The sequence below is a fragment of the Novosphingobium sp. 1529 genome, assembly GCF_040544855.1.
GTDB lineage: Bacteria > Pseudomonadota > Alphaproteobacteria > Sphingomonadales > Sphingomonadaceae > Novosphingobium > Novosphingobium capsulatum.
Window position 1 is genome coordinate 599,498 of record NZ_JBEPKW010000001.1, and the last position, 17,131, is coordinate 616,628.

A 17,131-nucleotide genomic window follows, 5' to 3' on the forward strand; every position below is an offset into this window, starting at 1 on the left:
GCGACCATGACTGAAGCGCCCGCCCATTCAACCCCTGCCCGATCTGTAGCGCTCGGCCGGATCGCTGTGGCGCTGGCATGAGCCTTCCCACCCGCCCCGAAGACCTCGAGGCCAATCTTGGCTATGCGATCAACCGCCTCGCCAACCTGGGCCAGGCCGCACAGGCCCGGCGTCTGGCTGCCAGCGGGCTCAGCCTCGTGCTGGTGCGTACGCTCTCGGTGCTGCACATCGAGGACGGCCTCACCATCAACGAAATCGCCGCGCGCACCTTTGCCGACCAGTCCACCGCCAGCCGCACCGTAGAGGCGATGGTCGCGGCGGGCCTTGTCGAGCGGCGCACCCCGCCGGGCGACCAGCGCAGGCGCGAGATCGTGCTTACCGCCGCCGGCCGCGCCGCACTCGTGGCAGCTTGGCCGCGCATGGAAGAGCATGCCGCAACCCTGGCGCGAAACATCCCCGCGGCCGACCTCGAAACATGCCGCCGCGTGCTCGCTGCGATGACCGCCAACCTGCGCAGCGAGGACTGAGCGGCCAGCAACCGCCCGCGCCTGTCCCTACCCCTCTTCATCCCGGCGCAGGAAGCGACCCGGTGAAATCCCCGTCCATTCCTTGAACGCGCGCGAGAAAGCGGCGGTATCGGCGTAGCCGAGCTGTTCGGCCGCGACGGTCAACGAGATACCCGACTTGCCCAGCATCGTCTGCGCGCGGGCCTGGCGGGCTTGTTGCAGCAGGTTGCGGAACGAGGTGCCTTCCTCGGCCAGGCGGCGGCGCAGCGAGCGTTCCGACAGCTTCATCTCCGCAGCAACCGACGCGCAATCGACGTGGGTTCGGCCCAGCCAGCGCCCGATGATGTCGCGCGTCAACTCAACGAAACTTTCTGCCGGGGTCGCCTCGGGGCCCATCAAAGCCAGCAAGTGCCATTCGAGGATCGTGCGCAGCTTGCGGTCCTCGGCCGGCACGGCGCTCGGCAGCGGGCGATCAAGGTCTTCGTTGCGCAGCACCAGCGCATTGGTCACCTGGTTGCCATGTACCGGTGCACGGAAGGCCTGCGCCAGCGCGGCCTCACGTCCTGTCACCGCGTGCTCCAGGTGCACCGCAACGGGTGTCCACCGCGCGTGGGTGAGCTGGCGGATGAGAGTCACGTAGCTTGCCAGGGCAAACTCGGCATCCTGCACGCGCGGCCAGATCGCCGAGTCCTCGATGCGGTAGCTATAGGTGGTGGTCTCGGCGTCGCGGCGGCTGTCGAACAGCGTGCGCGTTTGCAGGCGCGACTGAAACAACACGAGGTAATCGAGCGCGCCGCGCAACGAGCCGGCCGCGCGCAGCAGCGCGTAGAACGGGCCAAGGTCGGCAAGCCCAAAGGCCGCGCCCATCGCCAGCCCCAGTGCTGGCCGATCGAAGCGCGCGGCCGCCGCCTCGAGCAGGGCAACATAGCGGTGCAAAGGCACGGTTTCGTAGGGTGTCTCAAGCTGGGCGCGGAACATGCCGTGTTCGCGCAGCAGCGGGTCGATGCGCTTGCCCACATCCTCCAGCGCGGCGAACAGCGCCGTCAGGAACAGCAGGCGGATGGTGGCTTGGCCAGCGCGGCCCGCGATATCGGGCGGAAGGCCTGCAGCGGCATGATCGGCCGCAAGGCCGGACGGGGGAAGATCGGGGTCTGCCATCACGGGGCGCATGTGTGTGGCCGATTCTGCAATGCGTCAATCCCCGCCTGCAATTGTCGCAAGGCCCGCGCTCAACCAGACCGGCAGCATCCTGGCGCACTACGCCGGCACCCAAGCAAACGATGGGAAATCTGCGTGCCTGACCTGTTCACCGACACCCTCACGGCGGCGGCCGCCCCATCCACGGCGCCAGCTCTGCCGCGTGTCGATTTCCTCTATCTGTCCGAACCCGACATGATCCGCGCCGGGGTGACCGACATGCCCGCCTGCGTCGATGCGATGGAGGAGATGTTCCACCTGCTGCACCATGGCGACTATCGCATGGCCGGTGGCAACAACAACCAGCACGGCGCGGTGATCGTCTTTCCCGAGGATTCGCCCTTTCCCGCGATGCCCAAGCCCACCACCGACCGCCGCTTCATGGCGATGCCGGCCTATCTTGGCGGCCGCTTCGGCACGGCGGGGATGAAATGGTATGGCTCCAACGTCGCCAACCGCGACAAGGGCCTACCGCGCTCGATCCTCACGTTCGTGCTCAATGATGCCGATACTGGCGCCCCGCTGGCCTACATGTCGGCCAACCTGCTCTCGGCCTACCGCACCGGTGCGATCCCCGGCGTGGGCGCGCGCCACCTCGCCCGGCCGGATTCGCGCGTGGTCGGCATCGTCGGGCCCGGCGTGATGGCACGCACCTCGCTCGAGGCGTTCATGGCCACGTGCCCAGCAATCGACACGGTCAAGATCAAGGGGCGCGGCGAGGCCAACCTGGCGGCATTCCGCACCTGGGCCGAGGCGCGCTTCCCGCAGCTTTCGGTGCGTGTGGTCGCCACCGATGAAGAAGTCGTGCGCGAGTCCGACATCGCGACGTTCTGCGCCTCGGTGCCGACCGGCGATCCCGCCCGCTATCCCACAGTGCGGCGCGAATGGGTCAGCCCGGGCACGTTCCTGTCGATGCCTGCGCCGTGCAGCATCGATGCCGGCATGGAAGCGCCCGAGATCCGCAAGGTGCTCGATTTCACCGGGCTTTACGAGGCTTACCGCGAGGAACTGCCGCGCCCGATGCACCGCATCATCCCGGCGGTAGGCGTGCGCTGGTTTGACCTCGTCGATGAAGGCCGGGTCGCGGCCACGTCGCTCGAAGATCTCAGCGCGATCGTAGCAGGCGCAGCGCCCGGCCGGCGCGATGCCGACGAAATCATCATGCTCTCCATCGGCGGCATGGCGGTGGAGGACGTGGCCTGGGGAACGCACGTCTATCGCCGCGCGCTGGCCCAGGGAATCGGCACGCGCCTGACCCTGTGGGACGAACCCGTCCTGCGCTGAGACCAGGCAGCGCTCAAAACCGCCGCCCCCCGTCCCCCTGAAATCCTCCTCCCGCGAAAGACATTCCATGCCCGACGTCATCAAGCTCAAGACCGGCAACAAGTTCGAGGAGCACGGCAGCTATTCCCGCCTCGTGGCCGTAGGCGATCTGATTTTCGTGTCCAATACCGCCGGACGCAACCCGCAGACCAAGGAAATCCCGGCGAACCTGGCCGATCAGACCAACCAGGTGCTCGACAACATCGCCGCCGCGCTCGCTGCGGTCGATGCCTGCCTCGAAGACGTGGTCGCCGCGCGGGTCTTCGTGCAGTTTCCCAAGGACGTGCTGGCAGTGATGACCGCCTATGGCGCGCGCATGCGCGGCATCAACCCTACGCTGACGATGACCTGCCCGCCGCTTGGCGCGGCTGAATACAAGGTGGAGATCGAGGTCACCGCCTGGCGCGGCGCGTCGAAGGGCGCCGTGCGCGAACTGCAGATCAGTCTCTGAGCGGACCAACAGCGATGGGCCCCGCAATAACCCCCGTGACGACATCGGAGCGCTTTCCCGGCAGCACATCGGTCGTGGTGATCGGCGGCGGTATCGTCGGCCTGTCCACCGCGCTGACGCTGGCCGAGCGCGGCGTGCCGGTGGTGGTGCTGGAGAAGGGCAGCATCGCCGGCGAGCAATCGTCGCGCAACCTTGGCTGGGTGCGCAAGGTCATGCGCGCGGTGCCCGATCTGCCGATGGCCATCGCCGCCGAGCGGATGTGGCAGCAGATGCCCGCGCGCATCGGCGAGGATTGTGGCTTTCGGCAGGCCGGGATCACTTATGTCGCGCGGACCGATGCGGAATTGGCCGCCTACGAGGGCTGGCTCAAAGCCGTGCGCGGCGCGGGCCTGGACAGCCGGATGCTGACCGGGGCCGAAGTAGCGCAGGCGATCCCCGGCAGTACCGGGCGCTGGGCCGGCGGCATCGCGACCCCGTCCGACGCCCGCGCCGAACCGACGCTCGCATCCAGCGCGATCGCGCGCGCAGCCCTGGCGCACGGGGCCGTGATCGTGGAAAACTGCGCCGTGCGCACGCTGGAGACCAGTGCCGGCGCGGTGCGCGGCGTGGTGACCGAGCGTGGCGCGATTGCCTGCGACCATGTCGTGCTGGCAGGCGGCGTGTGGTCGCGCCGTTTCCTCGCCAATCATGGTGTGCGCCTGCTGACCTTGCCGCTGGTGGCGTCGGTGTTGCGCACCGCGCCGATGGACGGGCCGACCGACAGCGCGGTCGGCGCGGCTGACTTCTCGTTCCGCAAGCGGCTCGACGGGGGCTATACCATCACGCAGCGCGGCGCGCTGTTCGCACCGCTGACGCTCGACCACCTGCTGATCGGCATGAAGTACCTGCCCACGCTGATCGCGCAGTGGAAAAACCTGCGCCTATCGTTCGGGCGAGACTTCTTCGCCGATCTCGCCCTGCCCCGGCGCTGGCGCGCCGACGCTGTCTCGCCGTTCGAGCGGCTGCGCACGATCGATCCGCCGGTGAACCAGGCGCTCAACGCAGAAGCCATGCGCAACCTTGTTGCGGCATGGCCTGTCTTTGCCAACGCACGCGTGGCGCAGGCGTGGGGCGGGATGATCGATGTGACGCCGGACTCGCTGCCGGTGATCGACAATGTCGCGCAACTGCCCGGCCTGACACTGGCCACCGGCTTTTCAGGGCACGGCTTCGGCACCGGCCCAGCGGCGGGCCGCCTCGCCGCAGACCTCGCCATGGGCGAGACGCCGTTCCTCGATCCCACCCCCTACCGTCTCGAGCGATTCTGATGGCCAGCCCGCAACCCCGCACTCCGCACAGGACAACGCCGTGAGCAAAGAGACCGTCTTTTCGCGCTTTTCCGCCGCGGCGACGCGCTGGTTCGACAAGCCCTTTCTCAACGTGCTGCCCGAAACGGCGCATATCTACGGCATCGCGGCTGGCGAGATCACCTACGCGACGATGCTCGATCGCGTGCTGCGCCGCCAGGTCGCGCTGGCCGCCGCCGGCTTCGGCACGAGCACGCGCGTGGGGCTGCTGCTCGACAACCGGCCCGACTTTATCGAGTTGTTCCTCGCAGCCAACAGCCTTGGCGCGTCGATCGTGCCGATCAACCCCGACTTGCGCCAGGCCGAACTCGAATATCTTATCGCACACTCGGGCATGAGCGCCGCATTCGTCGCCCCCGGCCGCCATGCCGACGTTGCGCGCGCCGCGCTGGCGGTCGGCAGCGCGATGGTTCCCGTCACCCCAGACGCGCCCGTCCGTCCATTGCTGCCACTGGCGCAACTGCCGGCCGATCCCGATTCCGCGCGCGAGGCGGCGCTGCTCTATACTTCTGGCACGACCGGGCAACCCAAGGGCTGCGTTCTGCCCAACAGCTACTTCCTGCATTCGGGAGACTGGTATCGGGACACTGGCGGCCTCATCGCGCTGCACGCCGGCGCAGAGCGGATGCTTACACCGCTGCCCATGTTCCACATGAACGCATTGGCCGTCTCGCTGATGGCGATGATTACGCTGGGCGGCTGCCTCACCGTGCTCGACCGCTTCCATCCCTCGACCTGGTGGGATTCGGTGCAGCGCAGCCGCGCTACCTGCCTGCACTACCTGGGCGTGATGCCGGCGATGCTGATGAAGACGCCCGAGAGCCCGGCCGACCGCGAACATAGTGTGCGCTTCGGCTTCGGTGCCGGAGCTCCGGCGGCCCTGCACGGCACGTTCGAGCGGCGCTTCGGCTTCCCGCTGATCGAGGCCTGGGCGATGACCGAGACGGGTAGCGGCGGCGTGATCAGCGCGCACCGCGAGCCGCGCAAGGTGGGCACCGCGTGCTTCGGCCGGCCCGATTCCAGCCTCGAGATCCGCATCGCCGACGACGCCGGCGACGATGTCGATATCGACGTACCTGGCGAACTGTTGGTGCGCCGCGCCGGGCCCGATCCCGCTTATGGGTTCTTCCGCGAATACCTCGCCAACCCTGCGGCCACTGCCGAGGCCTGGGCCGGGGGGTGGTTCCACACCGGCGATATCGTCGCGCGCGACGCCGACGGTGACCTGCATTTCGTCGATCGCAAGAAAAACGTGATCCGCCGCTCGGGGGAGAACATCGCGGCGGTGGAGGTCGAGACGATCCTTGCGCGCCATCCTCACGTGCGCCAGGTGGCGGTGGCGGCCACGCCCGACCCGGTGCGCGGCGACGAGGTGGCCGCGCTGATCGTGCTCGATGCCCCTGCCCGCGCCGGGACAGACAAGACCGAGCAGCTACCCACTGAGCACCTTGCACGCGATATCGCCACCTGGGCACTGGGCCAGATGGCCTACTACAAGGTGCCGGGCTGGATCGGCTTCGTCGATGCGCTGCCGCGCACGCCGACCGAAAAGATCCTGCGTGCCGCCCTCAAGGAGGAAGTGGGGGCGCACATGGCGCGTGGCGCGTTCTTCGATACCCGCGCGCTCAAGAGGCGGCAGGGATGAGCAGCTCCACCAAACGCTCGCGCATGGCCTACGACGGCGTGGTGGTGGCCGCCCCCATCACCGTGCCCTATCAGCGCTTTTCGAGCGAGCCGGCTCACGGCTGGGCCGGCGCGGCGCTGCGCGCGCTGGCGCGGGAAACAGCGCTCGGCCCGCGTGATCTCGACGGTTTCAGTTTCTCGAGTTTCTCGGCCGGCCCGGATACCGCCGTCGGCCTCGTCCAGCATCTCGGCCTCATGCCACGCTGGCTCGACCATGTACCCACCGGCGGGGCGAGCGGGGTCATGGCACTGCGCCGCGCCGCGCGCGCGGTGCAGTGCGGCGATGCCGCCATCGTCGCCTGCGTCGCGGCTGATACCAACCAGATCGACAGCTTCCGCCACACCCTCGCCACGTTTTCGCGCTTTTCGCAGGATGCTGTGTATCCCTATGGCTTTGGCGGCCCGAACGCGACGTTCGCGCTGATCACGCAGGCCTACATGCACGAACACGGCGTTACGCGCGCCGATTTCGGCCGCATCTGCCTCGCCCAGCGCGCCAATGCCGGCTCGAACCCACTGGCGTTGCAACGCAGCCCGCTCGACCTTGAAACCTACCTCGCCGCGCGCCCGATCGCCGATCCGGTGCACCTGTTCGATTGCGTGATGCCCTGCGCCGGCGCCGAAGCCTTCGTCGTCACCACCCCAGAAATCGCTGCCGCGCGCGGCTGGCCGGCGGCGCGGATCATGGCCACGATCGAGCGCCACAATGCCTATCCCGACGATCTGGTGCAGCGGCGTGGCGGCTGGGCGATGGATGTCGACGAGTTGTGGGCGATGGCCGGGATCGGGCCCGGGGATATCGACTGCCTTCAGGCTTATGACGACTATCCGGTGATCGTGGCGATGCAACTGGAGGACCTCGGTTTCTGCCCGCCGGGCACGATTGCGCGATTCCTGCGCGAGACGCACTTCGGCATCGACGGCACGCTGCCACTCAACACCAACGGCGGGCAGCTTTCCGCAGGGCAGGCGGGCGCTGCGGGCGGGTACCAGAACCTGACCGAGGGCCTGCGCCAGATCCTGCACTGCCCGCTCGGCGCGCAGGTGCCCGGTGCCCGGCGTGCGGCAATATCGGGCTTTGGGCTGGTCAATTATGATCGCGGCGTGTGCACCGCCGCTGCCGTGATCGAGGCGCTATGACGACGCCGCGCAATCCGCTGCCGCCGCCCGCACCGCGCGATCCGCTGGCGCGGCCGCAATTGCATCCCGTAGCGCCGGGCGCGCGCAGCCGCGCGATGCAGGCGATGGCCGCACAGGCCGCGCAGGGCCGCTTCGTGCTTCAGGCCTGCACCGTATGCGGTACAGCGACCTATCCCCCACGCGACGCCTGCCCACGGTGCTGGGGCACACTGGCCTGGCATGACCAGCCGACCGGCGGACGCGTGCTTGCCAACACCGTGATCCGCGTTTCGACCGATCCCTATTTCCGCGATCGTCTGCCTTGGCACATGGGCTCGATCCAGCTCGATGCCGGCCCGGTCGTGCTCGCGCACCTTGCACGGGGGCTGGAGCCCGGCGCGCGCGTCACGATGCGGCTGATGCTCGATCGTGGCGGCAATGCTGCGCTGTTCGCCCTTCCCAGCGATGCCGCACACCCGCCACAGCCGGAACAAGGAGCCACCAGCATGTCCGCCGATCCCCAGGGACGCACCTTCGTGGTGCCAGTGGCAGGGGCAACTGTCCTCGTCAGCGATGCCCGCCAGCCGGTTGGCCGCGCGCTGGTCGGCGCACTTGCCGCCGCTGGCGCACGCCTGGTGGTTGCCGGCCTGCCCGGCCCCGCGCCGGTGCGTGATGCGCACGATCCCGTCCTGGGCCTGCCCGGGGTCCAGCCGCTTCCACTCGATGTGACCGATCCTGTCTCGGTTGCCGAGACGATAAGCCGGATCGGCGGTCCGCTCGACATCGTCATCAACACCGCGCGCCATGTGCGCGCCGGGGGGGTGAGCCACGACGGCAATCTCCTGGGCCACCACCGCGCGCTCGAGGTTTCGGCAATGGGGCTCGCGCGCCTGGCGCAAGCGACGGCGCCAATCCTTGCCGGCCGGCCCAGCGGCGCGTTTCTCGATGTGCTGTCGGTCAAGGCGCTGGCGGGCGATGCCGGCCATGCTGGATTTGCCGCCGCCGAGGCTGCGCGCCTCTCGCTGCTGCAAAGTTTTCGCCACGAGATGCGCAGCACCGGCGTGCGCGTCCTGGAAGTGTTCACCGGGCCGACCGACGATGCCGACCACCAAGCACTGCCCCCGCCCAAGGTAGCGCCCGCGCGCCTTGCCGCCGCCGTGCTCGACGCGCTGGCACAGGGACGCGAGCAAACCTGCGTGGGCGAGGTGGCGCGCGAGGCAATGCGCCGCTGGCTCGACGATCCGGCCCTCTTTGCCAGGGAGACCCAACCATGACGTCGCTGCTTACCGATCTTGTCGCACAGCTTGCCAGCGGGGCGATCCGCGTGGTCGATCTGGCCAATACCCTGTCGTCCGATTTCCCGGTGATCGTTTTGCCGTCCGAGTTCGGGCAATGCGAGCCGTTCCGGATGGAGACGGTCTCCCGCTACGATGCCGATGGGCCCGCATGGTATTGGAACCGGATCACCATGAACGAGCACACTGGCACGCATTTCGATGCGCCGGCGCACTGGATCACCGGGCGCGACGTACCGCATGGCACGGTCGACGCAGTCGCGGCGCGCGATTTCGTCTATCCCGCCGTGGTGATCGATATCAGCGCCGCGGCCGCCGCCGACGCCGACTTCGTGGTGACACGCGCCTTCCTCGAGGATTGGGAGGCCCGACACGGCGCTATCCCGCCGCGCCATTGGATCCTGCTGCGCAGCGACTGGTCCAAGCGTGTGGGCACCCTCGCCTATCTCAACCTGCAGGATGATGGCGCGCATTCGCCTGGCCCCGATGCCGATGCGATGCGCTTCCTCGTCCACGCGCGCGACTGCGTGGGCCTGGGCGTGGAGACGGTCGGCACCGATGCCGGGCAGGCCAGCCACTTTGCCGAACCGCTGCCCGCCCATTCGATCCTCCACGGCAATGGCCGTTTCGGGCTACAGTGCCTGACCAACCTCGACCAGTTGCCGACTTTCGGCAGCGTGATCGTGGCCGCCCCGCTCAAGATCAAGGGCGGCTCGGGCAGCCCGCTGCGCGTCATCGCGCTAATGCCGGAGGCATGAGCGGGGGCAAACCCGCCCGCTGCCTTCAATAGTCGAAGTCGAACTCGGGGCGAGACCAGGCCCAGCCGGTGATGCGCCAGCCAGCGGCTTCCTTGTGCAGCGCCACGGTGAACGTGGCGTCGACCTCGGCACCTTGCTGGCCGCCGAGGGTATACCGGAAGTCGGCCGGGACGACGACGTAGGCGCGATCCCCCGTCACGTCGACACGGCGGGGCTTGCGCAGCGTGTTGACGCCCTTGGTCAGCCCGATGGCGGCGTTGTGCGCGGTGAGCGCAGCCAGCCAGTGGGCGCAAGTATCGGCGCCGTGCCACTCGTACGGTGCAAACTCGTCGACAATCGCGGCTTCGCGTGCGCAGCTGGCGATGACGCCGGCGTTGTCGCCTCGGTTAAGGCTGTCAACATAGTGGTGCACGGTCTGCATCACAGCGGCGGCGACAGCCGGATCAGGCGCCGTTTCTGCGGCAGGGGGCGATGCCGCAACGGTGGTATCTGCTGCCTGCGCGGGCACGGCGGCCAGCACGAGCGCGAGTGCTGCAAGCGCGGCGGCCCGGGCTGATTTCCGGCGCGTGAACGTCGGCGTCATGGTCGTCATCGGCGGGGCTTCCCTGATCATGGTCGTGATCGGCACAGGCTTGCCCAATGCTGCCTTGCTGGCAAGCAGGCAGGCCCTGTGCACCGGGGGCCTGGCCGAAAATACAAGGTATCCCGGCGCAAGTGCAATACCGTGTGGTGGCAAACCTGCCAGTGTTGCATCATCGGGTGCTGGCGATGCACCCCGCCCCCCACAATCGAGCATTCATGCATAGATCCGACCAAGACGCCGCCGCCGAGCCCGGCCTGTTCTCCGGCATGTTGGGGACCGGCGACATCATTTTCATGATCCTCGCCTGCGCCGCACCGATGGGTGTGCTGGCCGGAATTATCCCCCTCGCCTTCGCCTTCGGCAACGGCGCCGGGATGCCCGGCGCGCAACTCGCGATGTGCGCGGTCATGCTGCTGTTCGCGGTCGGTTATGTGCGGATCATCCCGCACGTGCGCAATGCGGGCGCGTTCTATGCCTATATTGCCGCGAGCCTCAACAAGGAGGCCGGCATCGCTGCGGCCTATACGGCCGTAGTCGCCTACACCTGTGCCGCCGCGTCGGTGCTGGGAGCGATGAGCTATTTCGCTGCCGATCTGTTCGCTACACTGACCGGCATCGCCACCTCGTGGGTGCTATGGGCGGCCGCCAGCATCGCAGCGATCGCCTGGCTCGGGTATCACAGGATCACGATGGCGGCCAAGGTGCTGACCGCGGCACTGCTGCTCGAGGTAGGGCTCATCGCCGTGATCGACGCGCTGATCCTGTGGCAACGCGGCTGGGCCGGGCTCGATTTCGGCAGCTTTGCCCCCGCGACGATCTTTGCGCCCGGCCTTGGCATCGCCGTCATCTATGCCATCAACGGCTGCATCGGCTTTGAAGCGACCGCAATCTATCAGGAAGAAGCGCGCAACCGCGCCGTGACCATCCCGCGCGCTACCTATGGCGCAGTGCTGGTACTGGGCACCTTCTACGTGCTGTCATCGTGGTGCCTGGTGCTGGCGGTAGGCCCGGCACAGATCAAGGCAGTGGCAGCTGCCGATCCCGGCCACCTCGTCTCGGGCATCGCGTTTCGCACGCTCGGCCAATTCGGGCGTGACGCGCTCAGCCTCTTGACGATCACCAGCCTGTTCGCCGCCGCACTGGGCTTCTTCAACAACATCGCGCGCTATTTTTTCGCTCTCGCGCGCGATGGGCTGATCCCCGCCGTGCTCGGCCGCGTTCACCCGCGCCACGGCTCACCCTACATGGCCTGCCTCGCGCTCGCCGGGATACTCGCGCTGGTGATCGCGCTGTTCGCCTTGGCCGGGCTCGACCCGCTGCTCTCGCTCGCCACCAGCCTGTCGTCGATGGGTGCAGTGGGTCTCGAGATCCTGCTCACTGCCACCTCGCTGGCGATCCCGCTGTTCTTCGCGCGGCGCGGCGAATATTCGGCGGGCAAGACCCTGGCCCCGCTACTGAGCGGGGTGATCATCGCCGTGGCGACGTGGCTGTCGCTGGCCAACTACGCCACGCTGACCGGCACCACGTTGCCGGTGATCAACCGCCTGCCGCTGCTGTTCATCGCCATCGCCGCCGCAGGCCTCGCCCATGGTACCTACCTCCGGCGCTGCCGCCCGGCGATTTATGCCGGCGTCGGGTCCACCCACGTCGAAGGCCCGGTTGGCGAATGACCGTGCCCCTCTTCTCCGTTCGGAGCCACCCATGACCGCACCCTTCTCCCCCACTCTCCCGACCGGTAGACTGCTGATCGACGGGGCACTGGTCGAGCCGCTCGGCACTGCCGCCCCATTCGATGCGATCGATCCGGCCACCGGGCGGGTGATCATGCAGCTGCCGGGCTGCGACATCGCCGACGTGGATCGTGCGGTCGGCGCCGCGCATCGCTGCTTCGAAAGCGCAGCCTGGCAGTCGATGCGCCCGCTCGACCGCGGCCGCCTGCTCGAGCGGCTGGCCCTGCTGGTCGAGCGCGAGCGGGACGATCTCGCCGCGCTCGAAACGCTCGACAGCGGCAAGCTGCTCGCGGTGACGCAGGCAATCGACCTGCAGTTCACCATCGATGGGCTGCGCTATTTCGCCGGTTGGGCTTCGAAGATCGCGGGGGAGACCGTCACGCATTCGCCCTTGGTCGAGGAGGCGGCGCTCTACCACGCGTTCACCCAGCGCCGCCCCGTCGGCGTGGTAGCGGGCATCACGCCGTGGAACTTCCCGATCGGCCAGGCAATCCAGAAGATCGCGCCGGCCATCGCGTTCGGCTGCACGGTGGTGCTCAAGCCGTCAGAGGAAACCTCGCTCACCGCAATGCGGCTGGGTGAGCTGATTCTCGAGGCGGGCTTTCCGGCCGGGGCGGTGAACATCGTCACCGGCACCGGCGCCGCCGTCGGCGTCCCGCTGGTGGCGCATCCCCTAGTGCGCAAGATCGCGTTCACCGGCTCAAACGCCACCGGGCAGGCGATCCTGACCCAGGCGGCCCGCACGATGAAGCGCGTCACGCTCGAAATGGGGGGCAAGTCTCCCACGATCGTGCTGGCCGATGCCGATCTCGATCGCGCGATCCCGGGCGCGGCAGCCGCAATCTTCGCCAATTCGGGGCAGATCTGCACCGCTGGCTCGCGCCTGCTGGTCGAGGCGCCAGTCCATGACGCGGTGATCGACGGGGTCTGCCGCATCGCACGCGACCTACGCCTGGGCTCGCCATTTTCTGCCGAGACGCAGATGGGACCGCTGATTTCCGCCCGCCAGCGTGATCGCGTGGCCGCGCTGGTCGAAGCGGGGCTTGCCGAAGGCGCGCATCCGCTGGAAGGCGCTGCCATACCCAGCGGTCCGGGCTGGTTCTATCGGCCGACCGTGCTCGCCGGGGTAGAGGCCGGGATGAGCGTGATGCGCGAGGAAATCTTCGGGCCAGTGGTGTGCGCGGTGAAAATCACTGATCGCGCCGACATCGTCCGCATTGCCAACGACACGCCCTATGGTCTGGCCGCCAGCGTGTGGACGCAGGACATCGATACGGCCCACCTCCTGGCTGAGCGGATCGACGCGGGAACGGTGTGGATCAACACGCACAACGTTCTCGACCTGGCGATGCCGTTCGGCGGCAGCAAGCTGTCAGGCGTAGGCCGCGAGTTCGGCAGCGAGGCGCTGCAGGCCTTCACCGAACCGCGCGCGGTATGCCTTCGGCTGGATCGGGCCAGGGCGGGATTCTAAAATCGCCCACCCGCAACCCCGCCACCCGGAGGGCAGGCCGGGTTGCGGGCTGCGCTTACCAGCCGCTCAACACTTTGCCGCCCGGCAGCTTGACGGTCTTGAGCATGCCCCCCGGCTTGCCGTTGCGCAGCGGGTAGAACACGATATCAACCTGGTCACCCGCCTTGAGCGTCGAAAAGCTCCAGCCAGCATGGGTCATCAGGTTGGGGCTGCTGCACTCGAGTGCATAGGTCGTCCCGCCCGACTGCGCGACGACGAAAGCATGGGGGTTGGTCCAGGTGAACTTGCTCACCATGACACCGCGCAGTTCAACCTGCTTGGTCTGGTCGAACATCGCGAACGAATGGTGGGCCAGGGCCGATCCGGCCGGAGCCAGCGCTGTCACAGCGGCCGAGGCGGCAAGGATGATCGTGCGAAGAGTTGGGGTCACGGGCAGACGCTCCTGGGAGTGGGTTTCAGAACAGCACATCGAGGGTGAAGCCGATCCAGCGGCCAAGGAAGATCACCAGCGTCCACAGCACCAGCGACAACACGCCGGCGGCACGCGCGGCAGAGGGCGGCGCTGCGGTCTCGTCCCACTGCGCGATCGTGCGCTGGGTGGTGGCGTGGAAGATCGCCATGTTGATGCCGGCCGCCACGATCGCCAGCAGCTTGAGCCGGAACTCGGTATTGGCGGCATAGGCCACCGCGTTGGACGCAAAGAGCAGGCTGCCGGTGATGATCGCGACGACGAAAGCGCCCCATGTGAAAGGCAGCAGTTCAGTGATCAGGCGATTGGCGCTGCGCCGGTGCGCGGCATAGCCGACGAGCCGCAGGTCAACGATTAGGATCGTGCCGAAGACGAGCGTGATCGCCATCACATGCAGCGATTCGAGCACCGGGAAGGCGTTGGCGTTCTCGCGAATGGCGTTAGAAAGCGGCAGGTCATAGATGCTTTGCAGCGTGGTTTGCAGGGTCATGGGTTGGGCTCCCCCGGTTGTGCTGTTTGGTCGTGACGGTGACGGGGCGCCGTTCAGGTGTAGGCGATGAAGCGGCCACAGAAGATGACCGCGCTCCACACCACCAGCAGCAGCCATGCCACCGTCTTGGCCGCAGGCCGCGCATCGTCGCGCAGCAGCGGGCGGCGCAGCAGCAGCGTGGCAAGGAAGGCCAGCAGCACCAGCGCCATCTTGGCCCAGAACACCGTATTGCCCAGAGTACGCGCCGGCTCGGCCACGATCAGCAGCGTGCCACTGGCCAGCAGCACGACCAGCGCCGACCATATCCACGGCAAATAGCGCCGAACCACGCGCGCGGGGCTCTCGTCAGTAGCGAGCACGCCGGCGAGGCGCAGTTCCGAGACCAGGGCCGAGCCCACGACCACCGCGATCGCCAGGATATGCACGCTCTGCACCGTGGGGATGATCCACGTCGTCTCGCGGAACGTGGTCGAGATCGGCGTGGCATAGAGCCAATCGCCGAAGGTTTGGATGGACATGGCGCAAGGTCTCCCCTTGATGCGTGGATGTTCAGGTCTATTTATTCCCCCGCCCTAGCCGTCAGGCTGGGCGCCGGGACGTTCGAAACCGTTGCAATACCGGAACAGAGCGCGTGCAACGCCGTCACAGCGTGGCCGAAAGCGTCACGCGCAGCGAACGCGGTTCCAGCGGATGGGCGTTGATTCCGGCCACGCCGGCGGCAGGCTCGCCGGGCAGCCGGCTGACGTAGTAGTAGTCTGCCGCATCGTCGCGGCTGCCGAGCAGGTTATAGATATCGGCACGCAGGTTGACGCGCGGCGTCAGTTGATAGCCCGCCGAAAGGTTGATCTCGCCATAGCCAGGCGAGCGTTGGCTGTTGTCCTCGGTCAGCGGATGCGGGCCGAGCCGCCGCCAGGTGAGCGCGCCCGACCAAGGCCCGAGATTGTCGACCAGCATGCCAGCGGCACCGATGAATCCGGGCGCATCCTCGATAAAGCGGGTGGCCGGGGCACCATCGCGATAGCGCGCATGGCTGAATGCGAGGTTGGAATTGAGTTCGAGCCAGGGCAGCGGGCGGTACTGGGCGCTCAGTTCCAGGCCGCGACGCCGGCTGGGCCGGCCCGCCTCGGTTTGCCCGGCATCGGCCGAATAGGTCAGTTCGGAGGCGAAATCGATCTGGAACACGGTGGCCGCAAGCGTCAGCTGGCGCATGAGATTGCTGCGCAACCCCGCCTCCATGCTGGTGGCGCCGACCAGCAGTGGTGGGCGCACCAGGCTGGTACTGCCATCGTCTGCGGTGACGAGGCCGGCGCGGCCATCGTTGGAATGAAAGCCGCGCCCCGCCGAGACGTAGAACTCGGTCCGCGCCCAAGGGCCGAGGATTACGCTGCCCTTGGGCTGCCACAGCGCGGCATGCTCATGCCCGCGCTCAGGACGCACCAGGTCGTGGTCGGCCACGTGGAAGCTATCGACGCGCAGGCCAAGCACGGTGCGCAGCCAAGAAAGCCATTGCGCCTTGTGTTCTGCATAAGCGCCAAGGCTTGCCTCCTCGACTTGGTCGTCGCGATCGGTGCTCAGCACCGCGCGGCGGCGGGTGTGCGCCAGATCGACGCGGATCGCATCAAAGCGTCCATCAATCCCGAGGGTCAGGGTCTGGTCGATCCCGACGGTGGCAAAGCGGTGCGCCAGTGCCAGGCTGCCGCCCGCGATCCAGCGACGATCGTTCTGCGCGTGCTGGTCGCCGTTGACCGGGTCATCGAGGTAATGGGTGAAGTTGCTCCACAGCGTCAGATGCTGGCGCACGCCATAGATCTCGGTGGTGAGCTGGTCGGCGCTGGACAAGGGCCGGGCGTAGCGCAGCGACAGCGACATGCGCTGCGATATCCCCCCATCGCTGGGATCGAGCGAACCAAAGCGCCCAATCAAGCCCTGCTCCACCGCGCGCAGGGGCTGGTCGGTGGTGGCATTCCAGCGCCCCGAATAGGCCATTGCCGTGGCTGACCACCCATCCTCGGCAGTGCCGTGCGAGAGGCGCACCACCCCGTTGAAGCGGCGCAGGTTATCAGGGTTGTCCCATGGGCCATCGAGGTGGAAGTATTCCCCCGCCCCAAGCAGTGTGGTGCCCCCGCGCAGGGCCACCGATCCGCCCGCGAATACGCGGCGATCGCCGACCGTGCCGGCGGAGAGCGAGAGTGTGGGCGGCAAGCTGTCGACCAGGCTCAGCCGCGCTGATCCCACGGCGGCAAAGTCCCCGGCAGCGGCGAAATAGGGCCCCTTGGTAAAGGCGATCCCGCCAAACAGTTCGGGCATGAGGAAGTTGAGATCGGTATAACCCTGGCCGTGCGCGTGGGTGCGCTGGTTGACCGGCATGCCATCGACGAAGGTGGCAAAGTCAGTGCCGTGGTCGAGGTTGAACCCGCGCAGGAGGTACTGGTTGGCCTTGCCCTCGCCGCTGTGCGAGGTGACCGACAAACCGGGGATCGCCTCCAGGTACTGCCCGACGCGATAGGCCGGCCGGCGTTGGATTTCCTGGCGGGTGATCGCGCCCTCACTCGATGTGGTGGCGGTGCCGAGCACGTCCTGCGTCGAGGCGGTGACCACGATTTGCGGCGGCGCATCGGGCGAAGCGGCGGCAGGTTCGGCGGCGCGGACCGTGCCAGTGGCAAGCGCCAGTGCACTGATGGCGGCAAGCATGATCGATGTGCGGCGCATG

At 67.8% G+C, this 17,131-nt stretch carries 16 protein-coding genes; 10 read left to right on the top strand and 6 right to left on the bottom strand.

The window, feature by feature from the left end; all coding sequences use genetic code 11:
- Positions 1-77 precede the first annotated feature (77 nt).
- Positions 78-527, top strand: a complete 450-nt coding sequence (locus ABIC78_RS02675) for a MarR family winged helix-turn-helix transcriptional regulator (RefSeq protein ID WP_107716619.1) — start codon at positions 78-80, stop codon at positions 525-527.
- Between the two features lie 27 nt (positions 528-554).
- Here the strand turns inward: ABIC78_RS02675 and ABIC78_RS02680 are convergent, their stop codons facing one another.
- Positions 555-1,664: an AraC family transcriptional regulator gene (locus tag ABIC78_RS02680; RefSeq protein ID WP_354487683.1), complete on the bottom strand. Its 1,110-nt coding sequence runs from the start codon at positions 1,662-1,664 to the stop codon at positions 555-557.
- Between the two features lie 135 nt (positions 1,665-1,799).
- Between ABIC78_RS02680 and ABIC78_RS02685 the strand changes: the two genes are divergently transcribed.
- The 7 genes from ABIC78_RS02685 (at position 1,800) to ABIC78_RS02715 (ending at position 9,678) form a co-directional block, all read left to right on the top strand.
- On the top strand, positions 1,800-2,987 hold the full coding sequence (locus ABIC78_RS02685; protein ID WP_354487684.1) for an ornithine cyclodeaminase family protein: 1,188 nt from the start codon (positions 1,800-1,802) through the stop codon (positions 2,985-2,987).
- 67 nt (positions 2,988-3,054) lie between these two features.
- Positions 3,055-3,477, top strand: coding sequence for a Rid family hydrolase (locus ABIC78_RS02690; protein ID WP_022678547.1), 423 nt, complete (start codon positions 3,055-3,057; stop codon positions 3,475-3,477).
- Between the two features lie 35 nt (positions 3,478-3,512).
- Positions 3,513-4,784 carry an NAD(P)/FAD-dependent oxidoreductase gene (locus ABIC78_RS02695; protein ID WP_231627479.1) on the top strand — a complete coding sequence of 424 codons (1,272 nt, stop codon included), beginning with the start codon at positions 3,513-3,515 and terminating at the stop codon, positions 4,782-4,784.
- Positions 4,785-4,824: 40 nt separating this feature from the next.
- Entirely contained in the window at positions 4,825-6,468 is a 1,644-nt protein-coding gene (locus tag ABIC78_RS02700) for an AMP-binding protein (RefSeq protein WP_354487686.1), read from the top strand.
- On the top strand, positions 6,465-7,646 hold the full coding sequence (locus tag ABIC78_RS02705; RefSeq protein ID WP_309805202.1) for a thiolase family protein: 1,182 nt from the start codon (positions 6,465-6,467) through the stop codon (positions 7,644-7,646). The genes ABIC78_RS02700 and ABIC78_RS02705 overlap by 4 nt, the downstream gene beginning before the upstream one ends.
- A complete protein-coding gene (locus ABIC78_RS02710) occupies positions 7,643-8,899 on the top strand; it encodes an SDR family oxidoreductase (RefSeq protein WP_354487689.1) in 1,257 nt (418 codons plus the stop codon). Before ABIC78_RS02705 ends, ABIC78_RS02710 begins: the two co-directional genes overlap by 4 nt.
- Entirely contained in the window at positions 8,896-9,678 is a 783-nt protein-coding gene (locus ABIC78_RS02715) for a cyclase family protein (protein WP_171793513.1), read from the top strand. Before ABIC78_RS02710 ends, ABIC78_RS02715 begins: the two co-directional genes overlap by 4 nt.
- Positions 9,679-9,703: 25 nt before the next feature.
- On the opposite strand, the gene ABIC78_RS02720 is transcribed toward ABIC78_RS02715, so the two are convergent.
- Positions 9,704-10,270: a Cif family virulence factor gene (locus ABIC78_RS02720; protein WP_133726792.1), complete on the bottom strand. Its 567-nt coding sequence runs from the start codon at positions 10,268-10,270 to the stop codon at positions 9,704-9,706.
- A gap of 206 nt (positions 10,271-10,476) precedes the next feature.
- Here ABIC78_RS02720 and ABIC78_RS02725 point away from each other — a divergent pair, with 206 nt between their 5' ends.
- Positions 10,477-11,931: an APC family permease gene (locus ABIC78_RS02725; protein ID WP_354487692.1), complete on the top strand. Its 1,455-nt coding sequence runs from the start codon at positions 10,477-10,479 to the stop codon at positions 11,929-11,931.
- A 31-nt stretch (positions 11,932-11,962) separates the two neighbouring features.
- Positions 11,963-13,462 (top strand): aldehyde dehydrogenase family protein, encoded by a 1,500-nt coding sequence (locus ABIC78_RS02730; protein WP_354487694.1) that lies wholly within the window; start codon positions 11,963-11,965, stop codon positions 13,460-13,462.
- 55 nt (positions 13,463-13,517) lie between these two features.
- Here the strand turns inward: ABIC78_RS02730 and ABIC78_RS02735 are convergent, their stop codons facing one another.
- The 4 genes from ABIC78_RS02735 to ABIC78_RS02750 all read right to left on the bottom strand — a co-directional run bounded on the left by ABIC78_RS02735 (position 13,518) and on the right by ABIC78_RS02750 (position 17,130).
- Positions 13,518-13,892, bottom strand: a complete 375-nt coding sequence (locus ABIC78_RS02735; RefSeq protein ID WP_022678538.1) for a DUF6152 family protein — start codon at positions 13,890-13,892, stop codon at positions 13,518-13,520.
- 25 nt (positions 13,893-13,917) lie between these two features.
- The gene (locus ABIC78_RS02740; RefSeq protein ID WP_354487696.1) at positions 13,918-14,421 is read right to left on the bottom strand and encodes a DUF6644 family protein; all 504 of its coding nucleotides are present in this window, start codon (positions 14,419-14,421) and stop codon (positions 13,918-13,920) included.
- A 53-nt stretch (positions 14,422-14,474) separates the two neighbouring features.
- Positions 14,475-14,939, bottom strand: a complete 465-nt coding sequence (locus ABIC78_RS02745; protein WP_022678536.1) for a DUF6644 family protein — start codon at positions 14,937-14,939, stop codon at positions 14,475-14,477.
- Between the two features lie 124 nt (positions 14,940-15,063).
- On the bottom strand, positions 15,064-17,130 hold the full coding sequence (locus ABIC78_RS02750; RefSeq protein ID WP_354487698.1) for a TonB-dependent receptor: 2,067 nt from the start codon (positions 17,128-17,130) through the stop codon (positions 15,064-15,066).
- Between the last annotated feature and the right edge of the window lies 1 nt (position 17,131).

Coding starts and splice junctions, on each gene's coding strand:
- ABIC78_RS02675 (WP_107716619.1), top strand. CDS start 78: ATGAGCCTTCCCACCCGCCCCGAAGACCTCGAGGCCAATCTTGGCTAT.
- ABIC78_RS02680 (WP_354487683.1), bottom strand. CDS start 1,664: ATGGCAGACCCCGATCTTCCCCCGTCCGGCCTTGCGGCCGATCATGCC.
- ABIC78_RS02690 (WP_022678547.1), top strand. CDS start 3,055: ATGCCCGACGTCATCAAGCTCAAGACCGGCAACAAGTTCGAGGAGCAC.
- ABIC78_RS02705 (WP_309805202.1), top strand. CDS start 6,465: ATGAGCAGCTCCACCAAACGCTCGCGCATGGCCTACGACGGCGTGGTG.
- ABIC78_RS02710 (WP_354487689.1), top strand. CDS start 7,643: ATGACGACGCCGCGCAATCCGCTGCCGCCGCCCGCACCGCGCGATCCG.
- ABIC78_RS02715 (WP_171793513.1), top strand. CDS start 8,896: ATGACGTCGCTGCTTACCGATCTTGTCGCACAGCTTGCCAGCGGGGCG.
- ABIC78_RS02720 (WP_133726792.1), bottom strand. CDS start 10,270: ATGACGACCATGACGCCGACGTTCACGCGCCGGAAATCAGCCCGGGCC.
- ABIC78_RS02725 (WP_354487692.1), top strand. CDS start 10,477: ATGCATAGATCCGACCAAGACGCCGCCGCCGAGCCCGGCCTGTTCTCC.
- ABIC78_RS02730 (WP_354487694.1), top strand. CDS start 11,963: ATGACCGCACCCTTCTCCCCCACTCTCCCGACCGGTAGACTGCTGATC.
- ABIC78_RS02740 (WP_354487696.1), bottom strand. CDS start 14,421: ATGACCCTGCAAACCACGCTGCAAAGCATCTATGACCTGCCGCTTTCT.
- ABIC78_RS02745 (WP_022678536.1), bottom strand. CDS start 14,939: ATGTCCATCCAAACCTTCGGCGATTGGCTCTATGCCACGCCGATCTCG.
- ABIC78_RS02750 (WP_354487698.1), bottom strand. CDS start 17,130: ATGCGCCGCACATCGATCATGCTTGCCGCCATCAGTGCACTGGCGCTT.